Origin of the sequence: Lysinibacter cavernae (assembly GCF_011758565.1) — a bacterium.
Classification (GTDB): Bacteria; Actinomycetota; Actinomycetes; order Actinomycetales; family Microbacteriaceae; genus Lysinibacter; species Lysinibacter cavernae.
Window position 1 is genome coordinate 231,322 of the sequence record NZ_JAAMOX010000003.1, and the last position, 13,670, is coordinate 244,991.

The window sequence follows — 13,670 nt, forward strand, 5'->3', positions numbered from 1 at the left end:
CTGACGCCCACACCCGATCACGGCTGTGACCGGTGTGGCCCTGCTGGATGCTGAGTAGGGTGGCTCGCGTCGCGCACGGGATCTTCGGTGATAACGGGGCGATACTGCCGCAGCCAGTTTTCTGTTTGGGCGACGTGGGCAAATGCGGCGGAGGCCGCTGCGACCGGGTCGCGTGCGAGCAGCGCGTTCAGGATGCTCTTGTGGCTCCCGTTACTCTCGCGCATGATCTCGTGGCCTTCAGGGAGCACGAAGATTTGGTACATCCGTGACCGAGCTGCGAAGACTTCGAGGAATGCTCCAAGCGCTGGATTGCCGCAGGCGTCAACGATGGTGCGGTGAAAGACGTGGTCAAGTCGTGCACTCTCGGCAGAATCCTCGGTTGATTCCATCCGCTCAACGATCTGAGAAAGGTCGCCAAGTTGCTCGTCGCTGAGGCGCGCGCAAGCGAGCGAGGTCGCGTGCGATTCAATAACCTTGCGCATTTCGTAGAGCTCGATCAGGCCGTCAAACGGGAGCAGGTCGATGCTCAGCGAGAGCCCACGCATGATGTCTTCCGCCCTGAGGGCCGAAACATAGGTGCCTGAGCCGTGTCGCGTCTCGACGAGACCAAGTGCCCCGAGCATCCTGACCGCCTCGCGAACCGAACCACGGGCGACGCCGAGCTCGGCGGAGAGATCGGTCTCGGTTGGCAGTTTGCTTCCAGCCGAAATGCGGCCGTCGGCAATCATGTTTCGTAGTCCGTGAAAGGCGGTATCAACGGCGGACATTGCACTCCAGAAGGTCTCATGGTGACAGGCGAAGGGCTCACACCTATGAATCACCATACCCCATGATTTTCTACCCCGGTCACGAAAAAATAACAAAGTGATTGGACAACATAATCAGAATATTGCGTACGTGCATTATTTTATCTGAGATTTATCTTGATTTGTCCAATCTCTTTACTATACTGGCGTGCAGCGCATCAGAGCAGATGTGCTCCACGAAAGGTTCGATCTGTTGAGTTCACCCGCCCCAAAGACCGCCGCAGCCCCCTCAGAGCTCCGGCTGAGAGACGGCCGACCTGCTGCCGCGGCTTGGTCGCTCGACCCACGAGTTCTCCACCTCAATCACGGGTCCTTTGGTGCGGTTCCTCGCGAGGTCCTTCTGGCGCAGGCACAGCTCCGTCACGAGATGGAAGCCAATCCCGTCATCTGGTTCTCGCAGCTTCACGAACGAATCGCGCAAGCCCGCACTCACATCGCTGTCCAGCTTGGTGTCAACCCCGAAACGCTTGCATTTGTGCCCAATGCCACGGCAGGCGCGAGCACCGTGTATCAGAGCCTCACGCTCAGGCCTGGCGGCAATATTGTGGTCACCGATCACGGATACGGCGCCGTCACGATGGGCGCCGAACGACTCGCAGGTCGCAGTTCAACCCAGGTGAGGGAAGCGCGCATCCCCCTCGAGGCGAATGCGGTTGAGAGCGTTGACGCGATCCTGGCGGCCGTCGACGCGAATACACAGCTCATCGTGCTTGACCACATCACATCGGCAACGGCACGCTACCTGCCGGTGGCCGAAATCAGCAGGTTCGCGCGCGAAAACGGAATAGCAGTGCTTGTTGATGGTGCCCACGCGCCAGGCCTTGTTGACCATCCGTCAGCCGGTATTGACTGCGATTTCTGGATTGGAAACCTTCATAAGTTTAGTTGTTCCCCACGAGGCGCTGCGGTCCTCATTGCACGAGGCGAGGCTACACCAAACCTCTTTCCGCTCATTGATTCCTGGGGAACCGGGCTCTCCTACCCGCACCGATTTGACCACCAAGGCACGCTCGACCAGACCGCATACCTCGCCGCACACCTGAGCTACAACACGATTCACGATGAGTGGGGATGGCAGCAGGTCAGGTCATACAGCAACGCGTTGGCCGCATACGGGGAACAGATCATCGCTGAAGCGCTTTCGGATGCAACACAGGTCGACAGCTCAGTCACCGTCGGGATGGCTAGCGGGGCTATGCGCCTCGTGCGACTCCCCGACGGACTCGCAACCGATGTCGATTCCGCAAACGCTCTTCGGAACCGCATCGCGTCCGAACTTCGTGTAGAGGCAGCCTGTACCGCGTTTCACGGAACCGGATATCTGCGGCTGTCAGCCCACGCGTACAACACACCGTCTGATTACGAATTCTTCGCCGAGCGAATCGTGCCAACGCTCGTTCGGTGGGCAACAACCCAAACCCGCTAACCCCCTTCACCGCACTACCGAGAGGACCCCCATGAGAACAACGAAGTTCGGCATCGCAGGCATTGCCCTCACCGCAGCACTCGCGCTCACCGCGTGCGCAGGAGGTGAGCCAGACAACGGAACGGTCAAACTGCAGATGGTTGAGAGCCTCACCAACCCGGCACGCACCGACGTCATCCGCGGGCTACTTGATGATTTTGAAGCGGAGAACCCAGGAATCACAGTCGAATTGGTCTCTCCCCCAACTGACCAGGCAGATCAGAAGATCCAACAGATGCTGCAATCGGGGACGGGGATCGACGTCCTCGAGGTTCGCGATATCACCGTTGGGCCGTTCTCAACCAATGGTTGGCTCTATGACATGACCGACGACCTGCAGGGGTGGAGTGGATGGGACGACCTGACCGACAACGCGATCAGCCAGACCACCTATGCAGAAGACGGAAAAACCTACAGTATCCCCTACGGTTTCTATGGACTGAGCCTGTTCTATCGAACAGACCTCGTAGAGGAGGCCGGCTTTGACGCTGCCCCAACGTCGTGGGATGACCTGCTTGAGCAGGCAAGCGCGATCCAAGACCCTGAAAAGAATCGTTTTGGCTACGCTTTCCGCGGTGGTTCAAACGCCAACTCAAACGTTGTGGCGATCATTACGAGTTATGCGGCGGACAAGATCAATGTCGACAACGCGTTTGAGCTCACTGGCGGCGGCACGGTCTTCTCTACCCCGGAAGCGGCTGCTGCGGTCAAGACGTATTTCGAGATATTCAAGAAGGCTTCCCCTCCCTCGTCAGTTGCCTGGGGCTACCCAGAGATGGTTGAGGGATTCTCGAACGGCTCGACCGCGTTCCTCCTGCAAGACCCAGAGGTTATTGCCGCGATCCAGCAGTCAAGCTCGCTCACCGAAGAACAATGGAGCACGGCTCCCCTGCTTGTTGGCGCAAGCGGGAAGGCAGCCCAGCCGGTCTCAAGCGGCGGATGGGGCATCGCCAAGGCAACAAAGCACCCGGAAGAATCACTCAAACTCATCAAGTTTCTCTCCGAGGGTGATGCCCCCATTACCTTCGCAAAAGAGAACAGCCTCGTCCCGATCCTGAAGTCAGCCGCCGACGACGAGTTCTACAAAGTTGGCGCGTGGGAGAGCTACCTGTACATGACGGAACACCCGGATGTCTACATTCCGGTCACTCAGCCACGCACGGTTTCCTGGTGGACCGAATGGGCACAAAAGGCAGATACCGAGATCCAGCAGGTCCTCATCGGCAAGATGACCGAAGCAGAGATGCTTGCAAGCTGGGACCAGTACTGGACCGAAAAATGGGCAACGAAGTAGCCCTGAGGCGGGGCGACAGCGCGTCGCCCCGCCGGCGGGTTTTCTCAGGTAGGCACGGCTGGACCATCGCGGCCTTCCTCGCTCCAGCCGCGGTCTTTGTTGGGTTATTCATTTACTACCCGATGATCTCGGGCAGCCAAATGGCATTTCGCAACTGGAACCTGAACAACCTCACCGATACGTCCTGGGTTGGCTTCAAGAATTTCCAGGCAATCTTTGAAAACCCAGACTTTGGCACGATCCTCAGCAACTCCATCGTCTGGGTCGTTGCCTCAATCGTGCCCCAGTTTCTGATCGGGTTTGCCATCGCCCTCTGGCTGCGACGCAAGTTCAGGTTTAGGGGCCTCTACCAGGCACTCATCTTCTTTCCGTGGGCCATCTCAGGATTCCTGATCGGCATCCTGTTCCGTTGGATGTTCAACAGCGAATTTGGCGTCATCAACGATCTGCTCAGCAAAGTTGGGCTCATTGATCAACCGATACCGTGGCTCGCAGATCCGAGCACCGCAATGGTCGCCGTCATCGTTGCCAACGTCTGGTATGGCGTGACGTTCTTCACGATCATGATCCTTGCCGCACTGCAATCGGTTCCAGACGAGATGTACGAAGCAGCCGCGCTCGATGGGTCAAGCAAGCCGCGCATGCTGTTCAGCATCACCATCCCAACCATTCGAACAACACTCGCGCTCACCGTCTTGCTTCGGGTGATCTGGATCTTTAACTTCCCTGACATCATCTATGCAATGACGGGTGGTGGCCCTGCAAACCAGACGCAGATCTTTACCACGTGGATGGTTACCACAACGCAGCGGGGCGACTACGGCCAGGCGTCAGCAATCGGGCTCCTCGTCATCGGCGTGCTGTTTGTGTTTGCTGCGTTCTACCTCTTAGCCATGCGTGAGAAGAAGGAGGTTCAATCGTGATCAACCACGAATCTGCCACCGCGAGAACCATCAAGTTTGTGTTCCTCGGACTTTGGCTCGTCATCACGCTCTTCCCGCTCTACTGGATCGTCATCACTTCGTTCAAAGAGGCAGGGGCAATCTTCAGCTATCCGCTGACGTACTGGCCTACGACCTTTTCGATCGATAATTACGTTGAGCTCTTCGCCAAAGCAGATTTTGGGGTCTATCTCGGCAACAGCATCCTGGTCTCTACGGTCGCTGCCTCCGTTTCGACCCTCATTGCGATGCTCTCCGCGTATGTGCTCGCCCGCTTCAGCTTCCGCTCAAAAGGCGCGATCCTTATGGCGTTCCTCGCCACCCAAATGATTCCAGCCTTTATCGCGCTCGGCCCGCTCTACCTGCTGATGGTGAACCTTGGTCTCGTTGATAACAAGATCGGGCTCATGCTCATCTACATCGCGGTTTGCATCCCTTTCAGCACGGTTATGCTCAGGGGATTCTTTGCCAACGTGCCAGACGCCCTCGAAGAGGCCGCAATGATTGATGGATTGTCCCGCCTCGGCGCGCTGTTCAGGGTCCTTGTGCCGGTGATGAAGCCCGGCATCGTAGCCGCGTTCATCTTCAACTTCGTGAATTGCTGGAACGAGCTGTTTCTCTCCGTCACGCTCATGAACCGAGACGAGAACAAAACGATCCCAACCGCCCTCAACGGCTTCATCTCAAGCTTCAATATTGACTGGAGCTCGATGTCCGCCGCCGCGGTCCTCACCATTGTGCCAACCATGGTGCTCTTTGCGTTTGCAAGTCGCTACATCGTCCAAGGCCTCACCGCAGGGGCAGTAAAGGGATAACCCAATGACTGATATCCAGGTTCGCCCCGTCACCGAGGCAACGATCGAGGCCATCGCAAGGCGGGTGCTCTGGCTCTCCACCGCAATGATCGACCATGCGAATAAGCACCGGCCGAATCCGGGAGGCGTCAAGGTCGGCGGGCACCAAGCATCCAGTGCCTCAATCGTGAGCATCATGACGGAGCTCTGGCTAGAGCAGCTCTCGGCAGATGACCGCGTCTCGGTGAAGCCGCATGCCTCTCCTGTGCTCCATGCGCTGAACTATCTCCTCGGTTCGCTCGACCGCGAGGCCCTCACCACCCTCAGATCGTTTGGGGGTCTCCAAAGTTACCCGAGTCGAAGCAAAGATCCAGACCCGGTCGACTATTCAACGGGGTCAGTTGGCATCGGGGCCACCGCCCCGATCTGGGGAGCAATCGCCCGTCGCTACGTCGCGGATCACGGCTCAAGCCCAGGAACCGGCCGCCAATACTCGCTGGTCGGAGACGCAGAGCTCGACGAAGGCGCCGTGTGGGAGGCAATTGGGGAACGCACCGTCTCAGAACTCGGTGAGGTGGTGTGGATCATCGATTTTAATCGTCAATCGCTCGACCGGGTTGTCCCTGATACCAACACCTCTCGTTTGCAGGCGATGTTTGCAGCCGCCGGTTGGCAGGTCATCGAGGCAAAGTACGGGCGCACTCTCACCTCCTTATTCGAGCGGAAAGGTGGGGAGTCGCTCCGCAACCGAATCGATACGATGCCAAACGCCGAGTACCAGCGACTTCTGCGCAGCCCAGCAGAAGAGGTTGTTGATCGGTTGCTTGCCGGCGGGCAGGCAAGCAACAGGGATGACCTCGCTGCGTTTCTCGATCGCACGCTGACTGAGCTCACCGCAGCTGAGCTCCTGGCGGCGCTGAGGGACCTTGGTGGCCATGACATCAACACCCTCCGCGACTCCTTTGCCACGATTGATGACCACAGGCCAACCGCGCTTTTTGCCTACACGCTGAAGGGATGGGGGCTCGCAAGCGAAGGCCACCCTCAGAACCACTCAGCCCTCATTAGCGAGACCCAGCTTGCCGAGCTTCGCGAACGCTGCAACATTGGCGATGATCCGTTCCCCTCATTTCGGGACGCAGACCCCACCGCTCCTCGATTGGCCGGGCCAGACGAGGATGGCTGCGCAGCGGCATGTGCAGCGGCGGCGAGACGGCTCCGACGACACGAGGCTGTTGCCTCACCCGGCTTTGCTCCGCCACTCGATCTTGGCTGGTCGCCAACGGGTATCGCAACCACGCAGGCTGCGCTCGGACGCACCCTCATGGACCTCAGCCGCCGCGCCCCAGAAATCGCCAGCAGCATCGTGACCGTCAGCCCAGATGTGAGCTCAAGCACCAACCTCGGAGGCTGGGTCAACAAAGTTGGTGTCTGGTCGCCGTCGGCTCGGCACGACTGGTTTAGCGACGACCCAGAAACGATTCTGCACTGGCGTGAGCACAGCGCCGGGCAGCACCTGGAGCTTGGCATCGCCGAGGTAAACCTTGTTGGTGCCCTCGGCGAGCTCGGGGCCACGTGGAGCAGGTGGGGCCATCCGCTCATCCCTATCGGCGTGCTCTACGACCCGTTCATCGCACGAGCCCTCGAGCCGTGGACGTTTGGGGTGTATGCCGGGGGTCAATCGATCTTGGTTGGCACCCCATCCGGGGTCACGCTCAGCGCAGAAGGCGGCGCGCATCAGTCAATCATCACGCCATCCATTGGGCTCGAACAACCGGGAGTGTTGAGCTACGAACCTGCGTTTGCGATCGATCTCGAGTGGATGCTCCTCGAATGCATCCGTCGCATCGGTTCTCCATCGGGCACGGCAAGCTACCTCAGGCTCTCCACTCGTCCAATTGACCAGGCGTTGGCCGCGCTTCCGTCCGATTCTGATCAACGAGAACTTCGACGGAGGCTCGTGATTGCTGGGGCCTATCCCCTTCGGCGAGCCGTTGCTCGGGCCGAACGCCACGTTAACATCGCCGTCGTCGGGGCGGTCACTCCCGAGGCCCTTGAAGCGGCAGAACGGTTGGATGCCCTCGGCATTTCATGTGACGTGCTGTGCATCACGAACCCGGGGCTCGTATTCGATGCGGTACAAGCCCGTGGCGGCGTGCAGCCGGATGCGGCGTCGTCAACTGGCAACACGGCAGAAGGCGAGTGGATGCTGCGCACCGTGTTTGGCGTCGACGACCAGTCGCCCCTTGTCACGGTACTCGACGGCCACCCGCACACGCTCGCGTTCCTGAGCGGCATTCACCGCACACGAGGTGTGCACCTCGGGGTGCGCAGCTTTGGGCAGTCAGGCGACCTCGAGAGCGTCTACGCCCATCACGGCATCGATGCCTCTGCCATTACACGGGCGGCGCTTTCCCTCACCTAGGTCCGCTCATATGCGTTTCGGCGTAAGTTTGCCGGTTGGGCGTATCTTCGCGGATACGCCCAACCGGCAAAGATACGCCCAACCTGGTGACCATGCGCGACTAGCGGACCGAGTGAGCGGCCCTCAGCGCCTCAAAGCCGTCCTCGATCGCCAGCGCAAGCTCGACGCGATCTTCGAGCGGCAAGAATGTGACGGAAGCGGCATTGAGCTGGAACTGCTCAAGGTCATCAAGGTCGTATGAGAACTCGTCGGCTAGCAGACTCAGCTCGCGGCTAACGGTGGTGCCGCTCATGAGCCGGTTGTCGGGGTTGACGGTGACGTTGAATCCCAGCTGATAAAAGAGGTCAAACGGGTGATCGGCAAGCGAGTCACCCCACGCCGAGATCGCGCCGGTCTGCAGGTTCGACGAGGGCGACAGCTCAAGAGCTATTCCGCGGTCCTTCACCCACTGGGCGAGGCGCCCGACCATCACGTAGGTGTTCTGGTCATCCTGCGAGTCGATCGTGATGTCCTCCGCGAGGCGAACACCGTGGCCAAGTCGCAGCGCGTGACCGTCAACGAGGGCACCACGAATCGAGTCGAGCCCATCGGCCTCACCAGCGTGGATGGTTGCAGGGAAGAAGTTTTCGGCGAGGTAGCGGAATGCACCGGCGTGGTTGGCGGGCGGAAAGCCGAGCTCGGCGCCAGCGATGTCAAAACCAACAACACCGTTGTCCCGGTGGCGAACCGCGAGTTCGGCAATTTCTTGGGCACGGTCTGCGTGGCGCATTGCGGTAATGAGCTGGCCAACACGGATGCTCCGTCCCTCGGCCGCGGCATCCTCAACGCCCTGATCGAGCCCGGCCTGGACGGCCACAACAACCTCGTCGAGGCTCAGGCCGTTCGACAGGTGCTGCTCAGGAGCCCAGCGAATCTCGCCGTAGATGACGCCGTCGGCCGCGAGGTCCTGCACAAATTCGCGCGCAACACGGGTCAGGCCTTCTTCGTTTTGCATGACAGCGCACGTCACATCAAACGTCTTGAGGTAGTCAACAAGCGAGCCTGAGTTTGCGCTCGACGTGAACCAGTCCTTGAGGCCCTGCGCGTCTGCGGCTGGCAGTTCGTAGCCGATCTTGGCTGCGAGTTCAACGATGGTCTCTGGGCGCAGGCCGCCGTCGAGGTGATCGTGAAGGGAGATCTTGGGGAGGTCTTCGGCGAAGATGCCGCTGGCAAGCTGGTGCTTCTGTGGTTCGGTTGTCATGCCACCAACTTACCCGCTACCCACCGAGATCGCGGGGTGCATTCGTGCTCGTGGGGCGCAATATTACGCACCCCACGAGCACGAATGCACCCCACGAGCCAGGGTCTATGCGGTGAGACCGTCTACGTAATCCTGGTTCTCAGTAATCCACTGTTCGACGATCGGGCGGTAGTCGTCAATTTTCTCGCCGCTGTTGAACATGGCGTTTTCGAGCGAATGCAGCAGCTGTGCGTCCATCTCAAAGTTGCTCAGCCATTCGTAAACCTCGGGCTTATCCGTGTCGAGGCCGACCCTGGCAACCGAGTGGATGGCCTCCGTCTCGCCGAGCAGGCCGTCGGGGTCGTCGAGGTTACGGATGTCGAACTCTGCGTATGCCCAGTGCGGCTGCCACAGTGTCACGACGATGTTTTCGTTGTTCTTGAGTGCGGTCGAGAGCTCCGTCAGCATCGCCGGCGTTGACGAGGTAATGAAGTCCATATCGTCGAGCCCATACCCGGGGATGACGTCGTATTGGATGGTGTCAATCATGCTCGCGCCCGGCTCAATGCTGACGATCCGGTTGCCAAACTCGTCGGCGTGGTCGGCAAGCTCGGTCAGCGAGGTGATCGGCGAGTCAGCGTTCACGGCCATCGTAAGTGTCGCTTCGGTGTTCCACGGGCCGAGGTCAACAATCGAGTCTTTGTATTCTTCGAGGTAGGCAGAGTGGATGGTTGGCAGCCAGGAGTCGAGCGTGACGTCATAGTCTTTGCTTGAGAGGCCAGAAAAGACGGGTGCAACATCGGCGTATTCGAGCGAGACGTCGTAGCCCTTTTCCTCAAGGATTGCGGCCCACAGCTCCGAAGCGGCAATGCCCTCGTCCCAGCCGTTAAACACGGCAATCTTCAGGGATTTGCTGTTGTCGCCCTCGTCGCCTGCCGAGCATCCGGCAAGCAACAGGCCTGCAACGGCGGCGGTTGCAAGCGTTGTGGTGAGTCGTGTGTTCTTCATGATGCTCCTTTGGATCAGTGAATAAAAACGTTCTGGATACAGCTGAGGGCCGGCCTCTCGGCCAGCCCTCAGCGCACACGGTGTTACTTCGTGAGTGAGTCCACGTATTCCTGGTTCTCAGAAATCCACTTCGTCACGATCGGACGATAGTCGTCGACCTTGTCTCCGCTGAACATCGCGTTCTCAAGCGAGAACAGCAGGTCTGAACTCATGGTGAAGTTCGTGAACCATTCGTTCACCTCTGGCTGGTCGTCGGCAAATCCGATGCGCGAGAAGGAGTGCAACTTCTCAGAGCCGCCGAGCAGGCCCTTCGGGTCTTCGAGGTCACGGATCTTGAACTCGTCATAGGCCCAGTGCGGCTTCCAGAGGGTCACGACGATATCCTCGTTGTTCTTCTCTGCCGAACGAAGCTCGGTGAGCATCGCAGCGGTTGAGGAGGTGAGGTAGTCCATCTTGTCGAGGCCGTAGCCGGGGATGACGTCGTCTTGCGTGATGCGCGTCAGCCCTGCGCCCGGCTCAATGCCAGTGATGGTGTTGTTGAACGTATCGGCGTTGTCCGCCAGCTCATCCAGTGACTTAATTGGCGCGTCTTCGTTTACCGCAATGGTGAGCTTAGCTTCGTCATTCCAGTAGCCGAGGTCAACGAGGTCATCGCCGTATTCCTCGATGTAATCTGCGTGGGTTGATGGCAGCCAGGTGTCGAGCACTACGTCGTAGTCCTTGCTTGACAGGCCTGAGTAAACGGGGGCCACGTCTGCATACTCGAGCTCGACGTCGTAGCCCTTTTCGTCGAGGATGGCGGCCCACAGCTCGGACGCGGCGATACCTTCGTCCCAACCGTTGAACACGGCAATCGTGATCTTCTTGTCTGAGGCGGAGGCGTCGCCGCCGTCTGACGAGCATCCTGTGAGGGCGAGGGCAGCAACTGCGCCCACCGCCAAAAACTTCAACAGGGGTTTCTTCAAAATGTCTTCCTTTCGTCGCGCCCCGCTCAATTCGAGCCGCGGGGCGAATGGGGTTGACTGGTGAGCCCAGGGTTCTGGGCGTCGCGTACCCGCGCAGCCTTGGCAGCGCGCGAGAGTCTTTGGGCGGATGCCGCAGCATTCGTAAGTGGGTTAGCTCCTGGTTACGGCGCCAAACCGTTTGCCGAGCGAGGCGGTGACCCTGTCGAGGAAGATCGCGAGGATCACCACGGAGATTCCGGCCTCAAAGCCGAGGGCAACATCAATTCGGTTGAGGCTCTGAACCACCTGGAGCCCGAGTCCACCTGCACCAACCATGCCAGCGATCACAACCATCGAAAGCGACAGCATGATCACCTGGTTGATACCTGCCATGATGCTTGGCATCGCGAGCGGCAGCTGGATCTGACGAAGGATTCGGCTTGGCGACGACCCAAACGCCTTTCCTGCCTCGACAACTTCGCGGTCGACACCACGGATGCCAAGCTCGGTCAGTCGAACGCCTGGTGCCATCGCGAAGATGATCGTTGCAACGATTCCTGGAACCACGCCTACCCGGAACAAAATCAGGGCTGGGATGAGGTACACAAAGGCCGGCATGGTCTGCATAAAGTCGAGGATGGGCCTGATGATCTTTGATGCCCGGTTTGACCTGGCCGCCCAGATTCCCAGCGGGATGCTGATGAGCACGGCGAGCAGGCTTGCAACAAGCACAAGCGCGAGCGTGTCCATGGCGTTTGCCCACTGGTTGAGGCCCACAATGATCAAAAGCCCAATCAGGCTCCCAACCGCGAGCTTCCAGCCAGAAACGTACCAGGCGATGGCGGCAAGGACAATGATGACGACCCAGAACGGGGGCGTCACGAGCAGCCAGTCAACACCTTCGTACATACCCTTGAACACGGTACGCAGCAGCATAAAAAACGCGCCGAAGGTGTCGGTAATCCAGTCGATGGCTACTTCAGCCCACTGCCCAAATGGCAAACGGAAACTGTCGTTAGCGGCAATCAGTGCAACAACATTCATCGCTGGCCTCCCTGGTCATCAGTGGTCGACGCGGTGGTCGTTGAGCTGGAGGACTCCGGGTCAGTGCCAGAGAGCGCGTCAGACATCGCGCGCTGCGTGAGCGTTGTTGGCGTGTCGATAATGGGGATGCTCTGCGTCGTGAGCGGCACGTTTCCGAGCGCCGCCAGCAGGGTGATCTTTGGGATTGTGCCCAGCAGTTTGCCGGTTTCGCTGATCACGGCGAGCGGGAGGCCACTCTCGATCGAGGGCTCAACAAGGTCAACGAGCGGCGCATCCGGCGAGACTCCCTGCGGCTTGCGAAGGATCACGCTCAGGTCGCTCTCGCCGTTCTTCACCTGACGCATAACGTCACGGTCGCGAACGACTCCGAGATACTGACGCCCACGTCCAACCACAAACACTGCCGAGGTCTGCAGGTCGCGCATCTTACGAAGTGCGTTCCGGGGGCCGGAAGTGAGGGCAACCTCTGCGTATGCCGGCTCCATGACGCTTGAGGCCGTGAGCACACGGGTCCGGTCAACATCCTGCACAAACTGCGCAACGTAGTCGTTTGCCGGGTCGGTCAGAATCTCTTCGGGGGTTCCCACCTGCACGATGCGTCCGTCGCGCATAACCGCGATGCGGTCACCGAGGAACATGGCTTCGTTGAGGTCGTGGGTGATAAAGATGATGGTTTTGCCAAGCTCGGCTTGGAGCTCGACCAGTTGCTCTTGCATTTCGCGGCGGATGAGCGGGTCGAGGGCCGAGAACGCCTCATCCATCAGGAGAACATCTGTTTCTGCCGTGAGCGCGCGGGCAATTCCGACGCGCTGTTGCATTCCGCCAGAGAGCTCGCTCGGAAGCTTTTGCTCCCACCCGGAGAGCCCAACGAGTTCAACGATGCGCTGGGCCTGAGCCTCACGCTTTGCCTTTGGCACGCCCTGAACTTCGAGCCCGTACGCGGCATTCTCAAGCACCGTGCGGTGCGGGAGGAGCGCAAAATGTTGAAACACCATCGATACGCTTTTCTGCCGAACGCGGCGAAGCTCAGCGGCCGAGACGGCGGTGATGTTGGTTCCGGCAACCGTGACCGTGCCGGAGGTTGGCTCAAGCAGACCGTTCAGCATCCGGATGAGCGTGGATTTTCCGGAGCCAGAAAGCCCCATCACCACAAAGATCTCACCCTGTTTGACCTCAAACGACGCGTCAATGACGGCGGCGGTCCCAAACGCTTCGACTTCGTCCCTGGTCGCGCCTTCGCTGATGCGACGCGCTGCTTCTTTTGGTTTTTTGCCAAACACCTTGTAGAGGTGCTCGGCTTTCACGGCAATAGTTTCGTTCACGTGTTTTCCTGGCGAAGATCAGCTTTGACGACGGATGATTTCCGGTGAAAACTGGCTCGTCTGGTCACGGACGGGTTGCTGTCGAACATGCCAACCCCGCTCAAGCCGCGCGAATTCTCGCGGCGAACACGGGTGGCAATTCACGGCTTCGGAGCCGCGCACAAAACGACAACCATACGCTCAATAGGGTGGTGCCGGTGGGCACTGTTCTCTACTGACCGCGTCCTCGGTTGTGGCCCGAAGGCCATAAAACAACGTATCAAGTTCTGAAAGATACCGCAGGTTGAAGAACGCCGATGCGGACGGACATCCTCAATCAACCCAGAGAAAGTCCTGCTCAAGAACAACTTCAGGAAAAACACAGTTGTTACCGAGTTGTTACCTATGTGCGCAAACAGTTAACGGATT

At 59.2% G+C, this 13,670-nt stretch carries 11 protein-coding genes; 5 read left to right on the forward strand and 6 right to left on the reverse strand.

Features of this window, described 5'->3' with window-relative positions; translation table 11 throughout:
* Positions 1-17: 17 nt before the first annotated feature.
* A complete protein-coding gene (locus tag FHX76_RS15045; protein WP_167152111.1) occupies positions 18-767 on the reverse strand; it encodes a FadR/GntR family transcriptional regulator in 750 nt (249 codons plus the stop codon).
* A gap of 232 nt (positions 768-999) precedes the next feature.
* On the opposite strand from FHX76_RS15045, the gene FHX76_RS15050 reads away from it, so the two are divergent.
* Genes FHX76_RS15050 through FHX76_RS15070 form a run of 5 tightly spaced genes read left to right on the forward strand, consistent with a single transcriptional unit; the run spans position 1,000 to position 7,725 of the window.
* Positions 1,000-2,232, forward strand: a complete 1,233-nt coding sequence (locus FHX76_RS15050) for an aminotransferase class V-fold PLP-dependent enzyme (protein WP_167152113.1) — start codon at positions 1,000-1,002, stop codon at positions 2,230-2,232.
* Between the two features lie 31 nt (positions 2,233-2,263).
* Positions 2,264-3,565, forward strand: coding sequence for an ABC transporter substrate-binding protein (locus FHX76_RS15055; RefSeq protein ID WP_167152115.1), 1,302 nt, complete (start codon positions 2,264-2,266; stop codon positions 3,563-3,565).
* On the forward strand, positions 3,550-4,488 hold the full coding sequence (locus FHX76_RS15060; RefSeq protein WP_167152117.1) for a carbohydrate ABC transporter permease: 939 nt from the start codon (positions 3,550-3,552) through the stop codon (positions 4,486-4,488). The genes FHX76_RS15055 and FHX76_RS15060 overlap by 16 nt, the downstream gene beginning before the upstream one ends.
* Complete coding sequence (locus tag FHX76_RS15065; protein WP_167152119.1) at positions 4,485-5,321, forward strand: ABC transporter permease subunit; 837 nt, start codon at positions 4,485-4,487, stop codon at positions 5,319-5,321. Before FHX76_RS15060 ends, FHX76_RS15065 begins: the two co-directional genes overlap by 4 nt.
* Positions 5,322-5,325: 4 nt before the next feature.
* Complete coding sequence (locus FHX76_RS15070; protein ID WP_167152121.1) at positions 5,326-7,725, forward strand: pyruvate dehydrogenase; 2,400 nt, start codon at positions 5,326-5,328, stop codon at positions 7,723-7,725.
* A 100-nt stretch (positions 7,726-7,825) separates the two neighbouring features.
* On the opposite strand, the gene FHX76_RS15075 is transcribed toward FHX76_RS15070, so the two are convergent.
* The 5 genes from FHX76_RS15075 to FHX76_RS15095 all read right to left on the reverse strand — a co-directional run bounded on the left by FHX76_RS15075 (position 7,826) and on the right by FHX76_RS15095 (position 13,262).
* Positions 7,826-8,965, reverse strand: a complete 1,140-nt coding sequence (locus FHX76_RS15075; RefSeq protein ID WP_167152123.1) for an adenosine deaminase — start codon at positions 8,963-8,965, stop codon at positions 7,826-7,828.
* Between the two features lie 105 nt (positions 8,966-9,070).
* Positions 9,071-9,952: a glycine betaine ABC transporter substrate-binding protein gene (locus FHX76_RS15080; RefSeq protein ID WP_167152125.1), complete on the reverse strand. Its 882-nt coding sequence runs from the start codon at positions 9,950-9,952 to the stop codon at positions 9,071-9,073.
* A gap of 83 nt (positions 9,953-10,035) precedes the next feature.
* Entirely contained in the window at positions 10,036-10,917 is an 882-nt protein-coding gene (locus FHX76_RS15085) for a glycine betaine ABC transporter substrate-binding protein (RefSeq protein ID WP_167152127.1), read from the reverse strand.
* Between the two features lie 150 nt (positions 10,918-11,067).
* The gene (locus tag FHX76_RS15090) at positions 11,068-11,940 is read right to left on the reverse strand and encodes an ABC transporter permease (RefSeq protein WP_167152129.1); all 873 of its coding nucleotides are present in this window, start codon (positions 11,938-11,940) and stop codon (positions 11,068-11,070) included.
* Positions 11,937-13,262: a betaine/proline/choline family ABC transporter ATP-binding protein gene (locus FHX76_RS15095; protein WP_167152131.1), complete on the reverse strand. Its 1,326-nt coding sequence runs from the start codon at positions 13,260-13,262 to the stop codon at positions 11,937-11,939. Before FHX76_RS15095 ends, FHX76_RS15090 begins: the two co-directional genes overlap by 4 nt.
* Positions 13,263-13,670: the final 408 nt, after the last annotated feature.

Coding starts and splice junctions, on each gene's coding strand:
- FHX76_RS15060 (WP_167152117.1), top strand. CDS start 3,550: ATGGGCAACGAAGTAGCCCTGAGGCGGGGCGACAGCGCGTCGCCCCGC.
- FHX76_RS15075 (WP_167152123.1), bottom strand. CDS start 8,965: ATGACAACCGAACCACAGAAGCACCAGCTTGCCAGCGGCATCTTCGCC.
- FHX76_RS15045 (WP_167152111.1), bottom strand. CDS start 767: ATGTCCGCCGTTGATACCGCCTTTCACGGACTACGAAACATGATTGCC.
- FHX76_RS15055 (WP_167152115.1), top strand. CDS start 2,264: ATGAGAACAACGAAGTTCGGCATCGCAGGCATTGCCCTCACCGCAGCA.
- FHX76_RS15090 (WP_167152129.1), bottom strand. CDS start 11,940: ATGAATGTTGTTGCACTGATTGCCGCTAACGACAGTTTCCGTTTGCCA.
- FHX76_RS15070 (WP_167152121.1), top strand. CDS start 5,326: ATGACTGATATCCAGGTTCGCCCCGTCACCGAGGCAACGATCGAGGCC.
- FHX76_RS15080 (WP_167152125.1), bottom strand. CDS start 9,952: ATGAAGAACACACGACTCACCACAACGCTTGCAACCGCCGCCGTTGCA.